The sequence below is a fragment of the uncultured Pelagimonas sp. genome, assembly GCF_947498515.1.
Lineage (GTDB): Bacteria > Pseudomonadota > Alphaproteobacteria > Rhodobacterales > Rhodobacteraceae > Pelagimonas.
In genome coordinates this window covers 520,741-535,542 of record NZ_CANMKO010000001.1, presented here as the reverse complement: position 1 = coordinate 535,542, position 14,802 = coordinate 520,741, and the positions used below count along the sequence as shown (strand labels likewise).

15 protein-coding genes are annotated in these 14,802 nt (G+C 57.4%); 9 read left to right on the top strand and 6 right to left on the bottom strand.

Features of this window, described 5'->3' with window-relative positions; all coding sequences use genetic code 11:
* Positions 1-2: 2 nt before the first annotated feature.
* The 6 genes from Q1A43_RS02755 to Q1A43_RS02730 form a co-directional block, all read right to left on the bottom strand.
* Complete coding sequence (locus Q1A43_RS02755; RefSeq protein WP_299932279.1) at positions 3-1,298, bottom strand: ABC transporter substrate-binding protein; 1,296 nt, start codon at positions 1,296-1,298, stop codon at positions 3-5.
* Positions 1,299-1,591: 293 nt separating this feature from the next.
* Positions 1,592-2,797, bottom strand: coding sequence for an HlyD family efflux transporter periplasmic adaptor subunit (locus tag Q1A43_RS02750; protein WP_299932276.1), 1,206 nt, complete (start codon positions 2,795-2,797; stop codon positions 1,592-1,594).
* 4 nt (positions 2,798-2,801) lie between these two features.
* Positions 2,802-5,162, bottom strand: coding sequence for an FtsX-like permease family protein (locus Q1A43_RS02745; protein WP_299932274.1), 2,361 nt, complete (start codon positions 5,160-5,162; stop codon positions 2,802-2,804).
* 3 nt (positions 5,163-5,165) lie between these two features.
* Positions 5,166-5,894: an ABC transporter ATP-binding protein gene (locus tag Q1A43_RS02740; RefSeq protein ID WP_299932272.1), complete on the bottom strand. Its 729-nt coding sequence runs from the start codon at positions 5,892-5,894 to the stop codon at positions 5,166-5,168.
* An 87-nt stretch (positions 5,895-5,981) separates the two neighbouring features.
* A complete protein-coding gene (locus Q1A43_RS02735; RefSeq protein WP_299932270.1) occupies positions 5,982-6,791 on the bottom strand; it encodes a metallophosphoesterase in 810 nt (269 codons plus the stop codon).
* A gap of 85 nt (positions 6,792-6,876) precedes the next feature.
* Positions 6,877-7,788, bottom strand: a complete 912-nt coding sequence (locus Q1A43_RS02730) for a Gfo/Idh/MocA family oxidoreductase (RefSeq protein WP_299932268.1) — start codon at positions 7,786-7,788, stop codon at positions 6,877-6,879.
* 190 nt (positions 7,789-7,978) lie between these two features.
* Between Q1A43_RS02730 and pobA the strand changes: the two genes are divergently transcribed.
* From pobA to Q1A43_RS02685, 9 genes are all read left to right on the top strand, one after another.
* Positions 7,979-9,148 (top strand): 4-hydroxybenzoate 3-monooxygenase, encoded by a 1,170-nt coding sequence (pobA, locus tag Q1A43_RS02725; RefSeq protein WP_299932266.1) that lies wholly within the window; start codon positions 7,979-7,981, stop codon positions 9,146-9,148.
* Positions 9,149-9,159: 11 nt separating this feature from the next.
* A complete protein-coding gene (gene pcaC / locus Q1A43_RS02720; protein ID WP_299920775.1) occupies positions 9,160-9,543 on the top strand; it encodes a 4-carboxymuconolactone decarboxylase in 384 nt (127 codons plus the stop codon).
* Entirely contained in the window at positions 9,540-10,265 is a 726-nt protein-coding gene (pcaH, locus tag Q1A43_RS02715) for a protocatechuate 3,4-dioxygenase subunit beta (protein WP_299932263.1), read from the top strand. Before pcaC ends, pcaH begins: the two co-directional genes overlap by 4 nt.
* 2 nt (positions 10,266-10,267) lie before the next feature.
* Positions 10,268-10,888, top strand: a complete 621-nt coding sequence (gene pcaG, locus Q1A43_RS02710) for a protocatechuate 3,4-dioxygenase subunit alpha (protein ID WP_299932260.1) — start codon at positions 10,268-10,270, stop codon at positions 10,886-10,888.
* A gap of 22 nt (positions 10,889-10,910) precedes the next feature.
* Entirely contained in the window at positions 10,911-11,741 is an 831-nt protein-coding gene (locus Q1A43_RS02705; RefSeq protein WP_299932545.1) for a 3-keto-5-aminohexanoate cleavage protein, read from the top strand.
* Positions 11,742-11,876: 135 nt separating this feature from the next.
* Positions 11,877-12,686 (top strand): ABC transporter substrate-binding protein, encoded by an 810-nt coding sequence (locus Q1A43_RS02700; RefSeq protein ID WP_299932257.1) that lies wholly within the window; start codon positions 11,877-11,879, stop codon positions 12,684-12,686.
* Between the two features lie 101 nt (positions 12,687-12,787).
* Complete coding sequence (locus Q1A43_RS02695; RefSeq protein ID WP_299932254.1) at positions 12,788-13,606, top strand: amino acid ABC transporter permease; 819 nt, start codon at positions 12,788-12,790, stop codon at positions 13,604-13,606.
* Complete coding sequence (locus tag Q1A43_RS02690) at positions 13,606-14,334, top strand: amino acid ABC transporter ATP-binding protein (protein ID WP_299932251.1); 729 nt, start codon at positions 13,606-13,608, stop codon at positions 14,332-14,334. The genes Q1A43_RS02695 and Q1A43_RS02690 overlap by 1 nt, the downstream gene beginning before the upstream one ends.
* A gap of 29 nt (positions 14,335-14,363) precedes the next feature.
* Complete coding sequence (locus tag Q1A43_RS02685; protein ID WP_299932248.1) at positions 14,364-14,762, top strand: rhodanese-like domain-containing protein; 399 nt, start codon at positions 14,364-14,366, stop codon at positions 14,760-14,762.
* Positions 14,763-14,802: the final 40 nt, after the last annotated feature.

The window sequence follows — 14,802 nt, the reverse complement described above, 5'->3', positions numbered from 1 at the left end:
CCTTACTGGTTGGCGTTGGTGTCAAGCTCTTCTTGAATTTTGGCCATAGCCTCATCCAGTGACAGCTCATCATTCAGCGCGGCACCGATGTATTGCACCGTGGCGTTATACATCACGAACCCTTTGGGGCTGCCCTGCAGTTGATAGGCCTGCGGCGTCTCGGCTGCGGCTTTGGCCGCCATACCTGTGAAGGCCGCGAGACCATCAGACACGGCTTGGCTTGCACCGTTGCCGATGTAGTCAAGACCTTCGGCCTGAAGCCCCGCATGCGCCGGGATTGCGTAGGTTTTGGAATACCATTCGCGCGCAATGTCGGTGCTTCCCATCCAAGCGACAAACTTGGCGGCGGCTTCTTCTTGGGCTGCGTCACCCGATTTGAACGCCACAAGACCGGACCCACCCGGCATCACGCCACACCCCGCTGGGCCACATGGCACGGGGGCCACGGTCCAGTCGAATTTGTCACCAACGTTGGACTGCACGTTGCCGGTGTTCCAAGAGCCGGACATGTAGAAAGGCACATCCGAGTTGAAGAACATTTCGTTGCCGTTGGCGTATTTCGCACCGGACACAGCGGGCCAAACATCAGGCGGCATCAGGCCGGATTTGTGCCAATCGATCATCAGCTGCGAGAAGGCTTTGAACCCGTCATCGGCGACCAATTTCCCATCTGCGCTAAAGTAGGCCGCGCCATAGGACATCGCCGGACCGGCCATGCGGTGGCCAGAGCGGTCCATAACCATACCGGCATAAGACCCGGTGTTGTCCATCACCTGTTGGGCGGCGTCCGCCCACTCTTCCCAAGTTGCGCCCGCCGCCGGCACCTCGACCTCGGCTTCTTCGAACATGGTCAGGTTGACGTAGGGGCCGGTGACGGTCATTTCGGTGTGGAACCCAAAGATACCATCCGGTGCGCCCGCGCGATACCACGGCAGAACCGCGCCATAGTTGGCTTCCCATTCGGCGGCATCAACATGCGGGGTCAGGTCAACATAGAACGGGTTCAGACCACCCAAATTGGTGACGAAAGCAAGATCAGGGCCGCTGCCTGCTTCGAGCTGAACCGCAAGCTGTTCGCGGATCACGTTGTAGCCAACCGCGTTGATGGTGATCTTGGTATCGGGGTTGTCGGCTTGGTAACGCTCGGCCAATTCCTTGACCAAACCCGCTTTGCCATCAACGTCCGAAATCATCAGATCGATCTCAGCCGCAGAAACAGCGCCCGCAACCAGCATCGCCATAGCAGATACAGAACCCGCCGCAACAGAACGCAAAGTCATCCCTTGGACATGCATCATTTTCAATTTCCTCCCTATTATCTCGTCCCGCCTTTTAGGCCGGTGATACGACGATAGTGTGAAACGAAACCCTATCGGTCAACAGGTCACCGCCGGGTGTGGGTGAAAATTGATCTATTATTGCTACACGTTTGGCTCTGCGCTTGGTCCAAGTTCGTTGTGCCGCGCTGCGAACACAGGCGAAAATTCGGGAAAATGCCGAACAGAGGCACGAATCACCCTTCCGTGGATCGAATCATGGCCTGTCCCAAGTGTCGCACAAAGTGTCACACCCGGGTGTATCAATTCGCGTTTCACGATTGCTGGCGCTGAACGATCTCTGCACCGTCAATGACCGAGTCCGGTGGGTGCATTACCACCTCATCCCCGACGTCAATTCCGCTCAAAACCTCGGCGTGGCGACCATCACGACGGCCAAGCTCAATGGCAACCTCTTGGGCGAATCCGCCTTGGTTTTGATAGGTAAACCATTGACCATCCCGTTGAAAAACCGCTGACAACGGGATCAACAGAACATCGGCGCTGTGCCATTCTACGATACGTACAAACACGGCAAATGCCTCGCCCAAACCCGCCCAATCCGCCGATGGCGATGTGAAATCCAACACTGCATCCACCCGCTGTTCTTCGATGCCCAGCGCCGACACTACCGTCCGCGCCGCAGGCTCGATCAGTTTTAACCGCGCCTCAAGCGCCGCCCCACCCCAACGTTCGATCCGTGCCGGAGCCCCAGCCGAAAGCCGGGTCGCTTCGGAGGACAACAGATCAACGACAATTTCCAAATCGTGCGGATCGCCGACGCTTAACAATGGCGCGCCCGCCTGAACGGGGCGTTCGCTATTGCCGTTGATCGCCACCACAACCCCATCGGCGGGCGACAGGATCGGCAGACAGCAGTCACTGTTTGCCTCCACCAAATCCGGCTCTTCAAGCGCTGCCCGCGCGCGATCCACCGTCGCCAGCGACATCTCCAACCGCGCCTTGGCCGAGGCATGCAATGCCTGCGCCACCGCCAGTTTTTGCCCCGCGTCCTCAAGATGGGTCAGGGAGGCCGTGCCGCTATTCACCAAGGCCTCGGCTCGCTCCATTTGCGTTTGCGCGTAATCCTCGACGGCCTTGGTGCTGGCCTGCTCTGATCTGGCAAATTCGACCGACGCTTGCGCCTCATGCAAGACGGCTTCGGCCTGGGCACGGGAGCGCGCATCCAACAAAGGCGGCGCGGCAGGCACGATTTGCGCAACAATGGTTTCATCGGCGATCACAGCATCGCCAATCTCGACCGGCAAGCGTTGCACCGTGCCGCCAATAGGGGCGGCGACCTCGTAAATGTCGCGTATCCGGGTTTTGCCTTCGGCGTTCACCGTCACACTTAGATCGCCTCGATCCAGCCGGGCCATATCAACCGCAATCGGATCGGTGCCAAAAGCCGTCGACATTAACCCAGCCACGATCGCCAGCCCCAAAGCCGACAAGCCAACAGTTCGCAAGGAGAGTGTCATCGTGTCATTCCCTTGTTTTCATAACAGAAATTAAATCAAGACGGGTCAAACGGAGTGCCACAAGCGCCACCGACCCCGACGCCGCCGCCAACACTATCAGGCTGGCTTTGGCATAGGTCGCCCCGGTCAAAACCAAAGGCATGGAGTAGAGATCAGAGGAAAACCCCTCGGTCATGGCGCGGGCAATCAGCGCCCCAATCATCCACCCAACCGGTTGCGCGATCAACGCCAGCAAAAGCACCTCACCCGCCAAAATATAGGCCACCTCGCCCTGACTAAAGCCAAGGATGCGTAGGCTGGCCAATTCGCGTGCCCGTTCCGACAATTGCACCCGCGTGGCATTATAGGCAACGCCGACGGTGATGATGGTGCCCAGAATGGCGTAAACCGTTGTCATCACCAAAATATTGCTCGACAGCGTTTCAAGAAAGCTTTTGCGGTTTTCGGTCATATTGATGGTGCCAACAAGGCGTGGGAAATCCTTGATCCGGGTTTCGAATTCATCGGCGGCATCGGGGTTTGCCAGCGTCACGTTGATGCTCGTGGCGCGATCGGATTGACGTAAAAGCCGGTTCAGCGCGTTCAAATCAACATAAGCGGCAAGGCCGAAATACTGGGTGATCACCCCCGACACCGGAAGGTCAAAGACCTCGCGCCGTCCGCTTTCAAATCGGACCTGCACCATATCGCCGACCTCGGCCCGCAAGGATTTCGCCAAGCGATCCGAAAGAAGCACTCCAAAGGGATCAGGCGTGATGATATTGCCGTCTCCGTCAACGATCCGCGCCAGATCGGCCCCGTTTGGCATCGACGATAGGCTAACCTGTTTTTCATGTGAGCCACGGGACAGCGTTACAGGCTGGTATTGTTGGGGCTCGACCTGCAACACGTCGGGAAGGCGCGCCACCTCCTCCATCGCCGCCAAGGGCACATCGGGGTCAAACAACAACAACACGTCCTGACGGTTGGATTGGTAAAACCCGGTATCGATGATCTCATCCATGGAGTCGGGAAAGAAGTTGGACGCCACAAGCACCGACACCGCTAAGGACATGCCGAACATGGTCATACTGGCGCGCAGGGGCCATCGCATCAGGCTTCGCAGGATCATCCGGCTCGGTTGTGACAGGCGCAAATACGCGACGATCCGATCCATCAAATTGCGTTTGTATCGCGGTGGCGCGGGGGGCGACATGGCAACCGCCGGGGCCAATCGCGCCGCGCCCAGCGCACTGCGCAGCGCCCCAACCGACGTCGCTGCCAACCCCAAAACCGCCGACCACGCATAGACCGACCACGGCACGCCAAAGACCAGAAACGGAAAGTCGTAATATTTTGCATAGATTTGCGCCATGCTATGCGCCAACCACGTCCCGGCAATCCATCCGACACCAACCCCGATCAAAGCAATCAACCCGGCCAACATCAGATAATGCAAACAAATCTCGTAATCGGTGTAGCCCACCGCCTTGAGCAGGCCGATCTCAGAGCGTTCTAATTGCACGATCCGGCCCATGACCATGTTGACCAAAAACACGGTGATCCCAAGGAACACGGGCGGCAATACATAGGCCAGCACTTCAAGCTGGGTGATCTCAGCGTCCAAAAAGGCGTTGGATTGTTGGAGATCACGGCCAAGTGGCGTTGTCGCGCCATAGGGATCAAGCAAAAGCTTGACCTGATCCTTGATCGGTTCGACCGAGACGCGCGGCAACACGGTCAACGCCACTGTGTTAAACGCCCCGGTCATTCCAAACGCAGCATCCATGACCTCCGCCGGGAGCCACAAAATCCCAAAGGTTTCGTTCTGCGGAATTAATGCGCCGGGGCCAATCGTATAGATAAATTCCGGTGACAGAGCCGTGCCGGTGATGGTCAAGACCTGTTTGCGCCCGTTCAGGTTGACGGAAAACGGGTCACCCAGTTCAAAACCATTGGCCGTGGCAAACGGTTCGTTGACGACAACCTCTCCTGCTGCCAACGGCCAACGTCCGCTGCGCAACAGCGGCACGTTGAGCCGGGGCATCCCGTCTTCGGGCCGCGAAATTAGCAATCCAGTGGCCGGTTTGGCCCGGCCCGGAATGTCCAAAACCGCATAGTTGCGCACCTGCGCTTCGATTTCGGCAACACCGGGAATGGCGCGGAGTTCACTCAGTAAACTCTCTGGGGCACGCCGCGCCGAGGCAAACACATGCGCAAATCGGTTTTGATCGTAATAGGCAGTGCGGGTGTCGTTTAGCGCCCGGCTCATCCCGACCGACATCAAAATAACCGCCACCCCTGCCGCCAAAACCAAGGCAATCGCCGCCCCCTGAAGCCAAAGCCGGCGAAAATCCCGAAGCAATTTGATATCAAGCGCTTGCATAGATCACCACTCGATCTCCGCCGGGGAAATACGTGTATCGTTGACCTCAACACTGGCGATATTGCCGTCCGCAAAACGGATCACCCGATGGGCCATTTGTTGAATAGCGGCGTTGTGGGTGATCACCACCGTTGTGGTTCCAAACTCTTCGTTCACCTGTCGGAGCGTTTCCAAAACCTGCGTGCCGGTTTTGCTATCCAGCGCGCCGGTGGGTTCGTCACACAACAAGACTTCGGGGCGTTTTGCGATGGCGCGGGCAATCGCCACGCGTTGTTGTTCACCGCCCGACATCTGGGCCGGGAAATGGTCCATCCGGTGGCTCAACCCCACAAGATCAAGCGCCTCGGCCGGAGTCATCGGGGATTTGGCCACATCTGTCACAAGCTGGACATTTTCGCGGGCTGTCAGGCTCGGCACCAGATTGTAGAACTGAAACACAAAGCCGACGTGTTCGCGCCGATAGCGTGTTAGTTGGCGGTCGCTGGCCCCGGTTAACTCGCGCCCGCGAAACCAGAATTGTCCGCCCGACGGGTGATCCAAGCCGCCCAATATGTTCAAAAGCGTCGATTTCCCCGAGCCAGACGGCCCAAGCAACACCGCCAATTCCGCAGCGTAAAGTTGCAAATCCACCCCATCCAGAGCGCGAACCTCGACATCTCCGGTTTTGTAAATCTTGGTCAGCGCCTCGGTCTGAAACACCACTTCGGCACTGGTTGCGGCAACATCAGCCATGGAACCACCCCGCACAGGTCACGCGCATAGGGTCGCACCATTGTCGTCTTGCCGCGTTGATCCGGATCAACCCCCTCGGCTTGCGGGCTAGGCCCAATCCTCCCAATCATTGCCATGCCAGGTCACCTCACCGTCATAAGCAAAGGGGATTTGGTGGATAACAACATCTTCTCCGCGCACCAACACCACCCGGTAAGATGGCTCCAACGGCCCCGAGGGTGACTCCATAGACGGGGCCAAAGAAGGAATGGTCTGGTGCAAGGTTGATGCAACGCCAGAGAACGGAATGCCCGCCATCGTCCCGCATAGCGACGCATGCACATGTCCGAAAAAGAGATGTCCGATTTTGTGTTTGTGCGCCGTAAGAAGGGCGCGCAGCACGGCCTGATCTTCCTTGTTCAGGGACAACACGTCGGTGCAAGGGTCGCCCACATCCAATATATTGTGATGGAAAAACAAAAGGGCGGTTTCCGACATTGCCAATTGTGTCGCCAGCCACGCGCGCCTTTGCTCGCAAAATGCCCCGGCATGGGATTGGGGCAGCGCCGTATCGCAATAGATAAACCGCGTTCCCAACACATCTTCGGCATAGTTCACAAACCCGTTTTCATCACGCGGATGATCGGGAAAAGCGCTAAAAAACGCCCCGCGCTCATCATGGTTCCCGACCATAAGGCGCACGGGCATCGGCAAGATCTTGATCGCATCGCGCAGGGCCGCATAAGCGTCCGGGTTGGCATGATGGGTCAAGTCACCGGTGATCACCAAACGCGCCGCATCCGCGTGATGTTCCGCCATATGACCAAAGGCGCGCGCCAACCGTTCATAGGGGTCCAGCCCCTCAATCAACGCGCCCGGTGCCCCCAAATGGATATCAGACAGGTGGATAAATTTCATGTCGCCCCCGTGGTTTGGCCCATTTCGGCCAAACCTTAGACGCGCGCTCTAACAGCTTTACGACATTGCGCGACGCAAACGGGGTTTACCACTCAAACGCATCAACCTGTACGCGTTTGCCCAACATAAACGCATCGGCCACATGGCGCAGTGGCGACAAATCCATGTCGGCGCCACCTGTGGCCACCAGTTCGGCCATTTGCGCGTAGAGGCTTGGGTATTCCCCAACCACCGCCGGATCATCACCCGCCTCTTTATCGTCCACGGTCATATGTTCCCCGCCATGGGTCAGGTGCAGCTTGCCAGCATTGGTCCAGACCTCAACATCCCAGGTTTGCGGCCCTTCTTGACGCCAATCAAAATCCGCCGTTGTGGACCCGGTGAATTGCAGCTGTGCCGCGATTGGGGTTTGACGGTTGGCGGGGAACTCTAACTCTGCGCTAAGTAAATGCACCGGCGCAGGTAGGATTTTCGTCATCACAGAAAGCGCATTGATGCCGGGGTCAAAAACGCCCATCCCACCGGGGTCAAACACCCAATCCTGACCGGGGTGCCATTTGCGCACATCTTCGCGCCAAGTGATATGGGTTTTGGTGATCTCTTTGTCGGCCAACCAATCGCGCGCCGCCGACACCCGCGCGCCGTCGCGTGAATGCCATGTGGCGAACAGCGACACACCGGCCTTGCGCGCCAAGTCTTCCAAGGCATGACATTCCGAAAGCGTCGCACCGGGCGGTTTTTCCAGCATCACATGCCGCCCCGCCGCAATCGCTTTGCGGGCAAACTCAAACCGCGGCACCGGTGGCATGCACATCGATACCACTTTGATGTCGGGATGCGCCGTTAGCATCTCATCTAGATCGGTATAGGCCGGAACGCCGTCGACACTTCCGGCACGCGAACAGGTTGCCGCCAACTCCCAATCCGGGCTGGCCGCAATGCTTGGCACGTGCTGGTCCCGCGCGATCTTTCCAATTCCGACAAGGGCGATCTTCATCACAGGCATCCTTTGGCGTTTTTTCGTTGCCTGCCTGTTAGCGCATAAACTTCTCGGGGGTAAAGGTATCTCCGCCACCACCCGAGCCGTTACCACCCAAGTTACTTACCCAAATCGACATGTATTTCACCTAACAAGTCATTTTACTTATTCATTCGGGTCAATCACAGTCGCCATCATAGGGGGAGCTATGAAAACACAAGTGGCGATCATTGGCGGCGGGCCGTCCGGCCTGCTATTGGGGCAGCTGTTGCACAAACAAGGCATCGATGCCGTTGTTTTGGAACGCAAAACCCGCGACTATGTGCTTGGCCGCATTCGCGCGGGCATCTTGGAAACCGGGCTGGTTGATCTGATGCGCCGCGCCGGTGTGTCCGAGCGGATGGATCGCGAAAGCTTTGTCCATGACGGCACAGTCATTTCCAGCGGCGATGTGCAATTTGAGATCAATTTCAAAGAGTTGACCGGGCAACATGTGGTTGTCTACGGCCAGACCGAGCTTACCCGCGATCTCTATGATGCGCGTGAGGCCAGCGGCGCTCAGACGGTTTTTAATGCCGAAAATGTCCAGATCCACGGTGCCGACAACGACACGCCCTATGTGACCTACGACGTTGAGGGCAATCAACAGCGCCTTGATTGCGACTATGTCGCCGGGTGTGATGGGTTCCACGGGGTTAGCCGCAAGACCATCCCCGAAACCATTCGCAACGACTATGAAAAGGTCTATCCCTTTGGCTGGCTTGGGATTTTGTCCGAAACCCCACCGGTTCACGAGGAACTCATTTACGCCAATTCTGATCGCGGTTTTGCGCTGTGTTCGATGCGAAATGATAATCTCAGCCGCTACTACATTCAGTGCTCGCTTACCGACAGCCCCGAAGATTGGAGCGATGAGGCGTTTTGGGATGAACTTAAACGCCGTATCCCGGCAGAGATGGCCGATAAACTTGTTACTGGTCCGTCGATTGAAAAATCCATCGCCCCGTTACGCAGCTTTGTCACCGAACCTATGCGTTGGGGTCGGCTGTTCCTTTGTGGGGACGCCGCCCATATTGTCCCGCCCACCGGGGCCAAGGGGTTGAACACCGCAGCAAGCGACATTCACTATCTCTTTGAAGGGCTTAGACAATTCTATAGCAATGGGGATGCCACCGGGCTTGATACCTATTCGGAACGCGCCCTTGCCCGCATTTGGAAAGCCGAGCGGTTCAGTTGGTGGATGACCAATCTTTTGCACCGCTTTCCCGAACAATCCGGGTTTGACCTCAAGATGCAGCGGGCCGAAATCGAATTTTTGCGCAGCAATCGCGAGGCGCAAATGGTTTTGGCGCAAAACTACGTCGGCTTGCCGTATTAAAGGAATTACTCATGACAGATACCGAAACCGGCATGCAGGTGCGTCGCAAAATTTTGGGTGATGCCCATGTTGATCGCGCCGAAGCCGCCAAAACCGATTTTGATGCCCCCTTTCAGGACCTGATCACCAAAGGTGCTTGGGGCACAGTATGGGCAAGCGATGGCATCTCCGACCGCGACCGCTCAATGCTCACCTTGGCGCTTTTGGCGGCCTTGGGGAATTTCGACGAAATCCCCATGCATATCCGCGCCACCGCCCGCACTGGGGCCAGCAAAACTGATGTGTTAGAAGCCTTTCAACACGTGGCAATCTACGCCGGGGTGCCGCGCGCCAATCACGCGTTGAAACTGGCCAAAGCAACCTATGCCGAAATGGAACAAGGGGACACCGTATGAAACCCGCAGAATACTACCAGCGTGATCGCCAACGCCATGCCCCTGCCCTGACGCCGGATTACAAAACCAGCGTCACGCGGTCACCAAATTTCGCTGCGATCAGCCTTGAAAACACCGTGTCCGAAATCACCGGGCCGCGCTTTGGCCATTCCGATATTTCGCCCATCGACAACGACCTGATCCGCAACTACGCCGCCGATGGCCAAAGCCCGATTGGCGAACGCATCATCTTGCACGGCCGCGTTTTGGACGAAAACGCCCGTCCTGTGCCAAACACCATGGTTGAGATTTGGCAGGCCAACGCCGGTGGCCGGTATCGCCACAAGAAAGACACCTATCTTGCCCCGATTGACCCCAATTTTGGCGGCTGTGGGCGGACGCTAACCGATGAAAACGGCTACTACTTTTTCCGCACGGTCAAACCCGGTGCCTATCCGTGGCGCAACTGGGTGAACGACTGGCGCCCGGCGCATATCCACGTCTCGATCTTTGGCTCGGGCTTTACCCAACGCCTCATCACCCAATGCTATTTTGAGGGCGATCCTCTGATTGCCAAATGCCCGATTGTTCAAACAATTCCCGATCCAGATGGGGTCCAGGCTGTGACAGCCGCACTTGACATGAATGCGACAATCCCTTTGGATTCAATCGCCTACAAGTTCGACATCGTGCTGCGTGGTCGCCGCTCCACCCTGTTTGAAAACCGTCTGGAGGGGAACTGATCATGGCCCAAGACCTTAGCTATCTAAAAGAGACCCCGTCCCAAACCGCCGGTCCTTACGTGCATATTGGCCTCGCCCCCGGCGCGGCGGGTTTTGACATCTATGACCAAGAACTTGGTAAAGACATCGCCGGTCCCAAGGCGGCGGGCGAACGGATCACGGTTCAGGGCATCGTGATTGACGGCACTGGTTCCCCGATCAAGGACGTGTTGCTCGAAGCGTGGCAGGCAAACGCCGATGGCGTCTATGCCCATCCCGAAAGCGACGGAGAGGTCGAGGACGGGTTTCGCGGGTTTGGCCGTGTCATCACAGAGTTTGAGACCGGAGAATGGAGCTTTGACACCGTCAAACCGGGCCCAGTTCCGGGCCGCAATGGCACCACCCAAGCGCCCCATATCAATCTATGGGTCGTGGCGCGGGGCATCAATTTGGGCCTCAACACACGGCTCTATTTCGACGACGAAGCTGAGGCGAATGCCGCCGATCCGGTGCTTAATGTCATCGAATGGGAAAACCGCCGTGCGACGCTGATTGCCAAACGGACCGTACAGGACGGCAAAATCATTTACCGTTTCGACATTCGCGTCCAAGGTGACGGCGAAACCGTGTTTTTTGACATCTGAGGCCCCCATGACCCAGCCCCCCATGACCCAGCCATGTATCATCTGCGTGGCGATCACCGGGTCGGTCCCGCGCAAGGAAAACAACCCGGCGGTGCCGATTACCATACCGGAACAGATCGAAAGCACGCAAGCGGCGTTTGAGGCCGGGGCCAGCATCGCCCATTGCCATGTACGCCTAGATGACGGCACCCCGACAAGTGACCCGGACCGCTTTGGTCTCCTGATGGAAGGCATCCAGAAACACTGCCCCGGCATGATTGTGCAACTGTCGACCGGTGGCCGCTCGGGCGCCGGGACGGAACGCGGCGGCATGTTGCCCCTGCGCCCCGACATGGCGTCCCTCTCGGTTGGGTCCAACAACTTTCCGACCCGCGTTTATGAAAACCCGCCCGATCTTGTCGATTGGCTCGCGTCCGAGATGCGCAAATACGAGGTCATGCCCGAAATCGAAGCCTTTGACCTTAGCCATATCCATCAGGCCGTGGCGCGCAAACAAAAGGGTGACATCCCCGGCAAACTGTATGTGCAATTTGTCATGGGTGTGAAAAACGCCATGCCCGTCGATCGCGATGTGTTTGATTACTACGTCAAAACCATGAACCGCCTTGCGCCTGACGCGCAATGGTGTGCCGCCGGGGTTGGGGCCGGTCAGATTGTGGTCAACGAATGGGCCATCGCCGCGGGCGGCCATACCCGCACCGGGCTTGAGGACAACATCCGCCTTGATGGCCAAACGCTTGCCCCGTCTAATGCCGCACTTGTGGCCCGCGCCGCCGACCTTTGCGAAAAATACGAGCGCCCCGTTGCCACGTGGCGCCAAGCGCGCAACATCCTTGGGTTGCGGCCGAGCTAAGCGCCCCCAAGGCAGCACAAGCTCTAACCAATTGGTCAAAAACACCCCCGGCGGGGGTGTTTTCCCGTGCCTATACTCTGGACATTGTCGGGGCGGAGCGGTCAACTGCATCCAGCACAACAGTGAGGGATGATCATGAAATTCTGGACAACCGCCGCCGCAATGATGCTGGCCACCACCGCCTATGCCGATACCTGCGCCACTGGCAAAACCCTGACCGATGGGGTGTTGACCGTCGCCACTGGCAACCCGGCCTATTACCCGTGGGTTATGGATGATGCCCCCGAAAGCGGCAAAGGGTTCGAAGCCGCTGTGGCCTATGCCGTTGCCGCCGAGATGGGCTTTGGCGCGGATGCCGTCACATGGGTCCGCACAAGCTTTGATCAGGCGATTCAACCCGGTGCCAAAGACTTCGACATCAACATGCAACAGTTTTCGATCACACCCGAGCGTGAGGAAATGGTCGATTTTTCCGTGCCGTACTACACTTCCGCCATGGCGGTTCTGACCACCAAATCCGTGGTTGATGGTGGCGCAATGGCCGAAGTTTCCTCGCTCAAATCGCTGATCTGGGGCGCGGATGCCAACACCACGGCGGTCCCGATGCTCCAAGACCTGATCGCGCCGGAAAAAGACCCGCTTTTGTATGATGACAACGCCGACGTCACCGCCGCGATGCAGGCCGGTCAGATCGACGCCGCCCTGTTTGACTTGCCTACGGCGCTTTACCTGTCGGCGGTGGTTTTGAACGACGGCGCATTGCTGGGGCAGTTCCCTGCGGATCGCAGCGAGAACCCCGATCAGTTCGGCATGTTGATGGAAGAAGGCTCGGCCCTCAAGGAATGCGTTGACGCGGCCATTACATCGTTGAGCGAGAGCGGCAAGCTCGCTGAGATCGAGGCGGAATGGATGCAGGCCACCACCGGCGTGCCTCTGATCAAGTAAGGGATTGTTAATCTAACTTACTGAAACTTAACGAAGTTGACAGCTGTCAACTTTTTCAGCAGCGTCCGTTTTGGGCGCTGCTCCTCAACTCCCGGACTTGCATGCCCCAACAAACCCGTCGCCAGATTTTCGAGGCCCGACAGCGCAAACGCGCCAATACCATTGCCGCGATTTCGACTATCGCCGTTTTTGCCGCCATCATCCTTTTGATCCCGCTGACCCCCGGTTGGGAAAACGTCAAACGCAGCTTTTTCAACGGCGCGGTGTTTGCCAAAACCTTTCCCGGCCTGCTCGAAGCCTTTGTCATGGATGTGGCAATTTTCCTTTGGTGCGCGCCTCTGATTGCCGCGCTTGGCTTGGCCGTGGCCATCGCTCGCGACCTGCGCAATCCCGCCTTCTATCCGCTCCGGCTTTTCGCCATCGCCTATACCGATATTTTCCGTGGCCTGCCTGTCATACTGGTAATCTATCTAATTGGCTTTGGTATTCCCGGTCTCGGCCTGCCGCGCCCTTGGAATTCCCCTTATATCTGGGGGTCTTTGGCGCTGGTCCTCGTCTATTCCGCCTATGTGGCCGAGGTGATCCGCTCGGGCATTGAGTCCATCCACGACAGCCAGCGTAACGCCGCCCTATCCCTTGGCCTATCGGGGGGCGACGCGATGCGCTTTGTCATCCTGCCCCAGGCCGTGCGCCGAGTGGTTCCGGCCAATATGAACCTATTCATCGCCCTGCAAAAAGACGTGGCACTGCTTAGCTTTATCGGCCCGGTTGAGATTTTCCGCCAAGCCGGGGTCTACAAATCCCTGATGGCTAATTTTACCCCCTATGTCGGGGCGGCGCTGATCTTTTTGGCGCTGACCATCCCCGCTACTCGCTATGCGGATTACCTGATGAACAAACAATCCAAGGCGCGTAGCTAATGGCCGATCTTGTCCTTGAAAACGTGCAAAAAGCCTTTGGCGACAACCCGGTTATTCGCGGCATTGATTTGACCATTTCACAGGGCGATATGGTCTGTTTGATCGGCGCGTCGGGTTCTGGAAAATCGACCTTGCTGCGCTGTATGAACCTATTGGAACCGATAGATGATGGGCGCATCTTGCTTGACGGCGATGACATTTCAGAACCGGGTAAAGACCCACAGCCGGTGCGCCAACGCATTGGTATGGTCTTTCAAAGCTACAACCTGTTTCCGCATATGACCGCACTTGATAATGCGATTTTGGCGCCGCGCCGGATCACCGGAAAATCCAAATCCGTACTGCGCCCCGAAATCGAAGAGATGTTCGCGCGCTTTGGCCTTGCCGATCGGATGTTGCACTACCCTGATCAGCTCTCGGGCGGTCAACAGCAACGTGTCGCGATCATACGAGCCTTAGCGATGCGGCCTGAAATCATGCTGTTTGACGAAATCACCTCCGCGCTTGATCCGGAGTTGGTTGGCGAGGTGCTCGATGTTTTGCGCGACCTGCGCGCCCAAGGCATGACCATGGTTTTGGCCACCCATGAAATGGGCTTTGCCCGAGAGTTGGCCGACAAAGTGTGCTTTCTTGATCAGGGGCGCATTCTCGAAGACGGGACGCCGGAACAGATCTTTGAATCCCCACAAGAAGAACGAACCAAGGCGTTTTTGTCTCGTGTCCTATAGCCCAAGCGGCCAAAAACAAGGAATATTCCATGCGCAAACTTAAAACCACCGCCGCCAATATGGTTGCCGCCGCGCGGGCGCGGATCACCGAATATGAAACGCCCGATCTGATCGCGTTGGTCGATGATCCTAACGTCGTCATTGTTGATATTCGTGATGTGCGTGAACGTCAGCGCAGCGGCTATATCCCCGGTGCGTTTCATGCGCCGCGCGGGATGTTGGAATTCTGGGTCGATCCGGATAGCCCCTATTTTAAAGAGGTTTTTGGACAGGACAAAACCTATGTCTTGCATTGTGCCTCTGGTTGGCGCTCGGCGCTAAGCGCGGCGACTTTGAACGATATGGGCTTTGAGGTTGCCCATCTACGCGAGGGTTTTTCCACGTGGGAAGCACAGGGTGGCCCGGTTGAAAAAGACCAAGCCAGCTAAACCCAAACCACGCCCAAGCCGCGCCCAAGCCATGAATTCC

Coding starts and splice junctions, on each gene's coding strand:
- Q1A43_RS02735 (WP_299932270.1), bottom strand. CDS start 6,791: ATGAAATTTATCCACCTGTCTGATATCCATTTGGGGGCACCGGGCGCG.
- Q1A43_RS02705 (WP_299932545.1), top strand. CDS start 10,911: ATGACCCAGCCATGTATCATCTGCGTGGCGATCACCGGGTCGGTCCCG.
- pobA (WP_299932266.1), top strand. CDS start 7,979: ATGAAAACACAAGTGGCGATCATTGGCGGCGGGCCGTCCGGCCTGCTA.
- Q1A43_RS02750 (WP_299932276.1), bottom strand. CDS start 2,797: ATGACACTCTCCTTGCGAACTGTTGGCTTGTCGGCTTTGGGGCTGGCG.
- Q1A43_RS02700 (WP_299932257.1), top strand. CDS start 11,877: ATGAAATTCTGGACAACCGCCGCCGCAATGATGCTGGCCACCACCGCC.
- Q1A43_RS02745 (WP_299932274.1), bottom strand. CDS start 5,162: ATGCAAGCGCTTGATATCAAATTGCTTCGGGATTTTCGCCGGCTTTGG.
- Q1A43_RS02695 (WP_299932254.1), top strand. CDS start 12,788: ATGCCCCAACAAACCCGTCGCCAGATTTTCGAGGCCCGACAGCGCAAA.
- pcaH (WP_299932263.1), top strand. CDS start 9,540: ATGAAACCCGCAGAATACTACCAGCGTGATCGCCAACGCCATGCCCCT.
- pcaG (WP_299932260.1), top strand. CDS start 10,268: ATGGCCCAAGACCTTAGCTATCTAAAAGAGACCCCGTCCCAAACCGCC.
- Q1A43_RS02690 (WP_299932251.1), top strand. CDS start 13,606: ATGGCCGATCTTGTCCTTGAAAACGTGCAAAAAGCCTTTGGCGACAAC.
- pcaC (WP_299920775.1), top strand. CDS start 9,160: ATGACAGATACCGAAACCGGCATGCAGGTGCGTCGCAAAATTTTGGGT.
- Q1A43_RS02755 (WP_299932279.1), bottom strand. CDS start 1,298: ATGATGCATGTCCAAGGGATGACTTTGCGTTCTGTTGCGGCGGGTTCT.
- Q1A43_RS02685 (WP_299932248.1), top strand. CDS start 14,364: ATGCGCAAACTTAAAACCACCGCCGCCAATATGGTTGCCGCCGCGCGG.
- Q1A43_RS02740 (WP_299932272.1), bottom strand. CDS start 5,894: ATGGCTGATGTTGCCGCAACCAGTGCCGAAGTGGTGTTTCAGACCGAG.
- Q1A43_RS02730 (WP_299932268.1), bottom strand. CDS start 7,788: ATGAAGATCGCCCTTGTCGGAATTGGAAAGATCGCGCGGGACCAGCAC.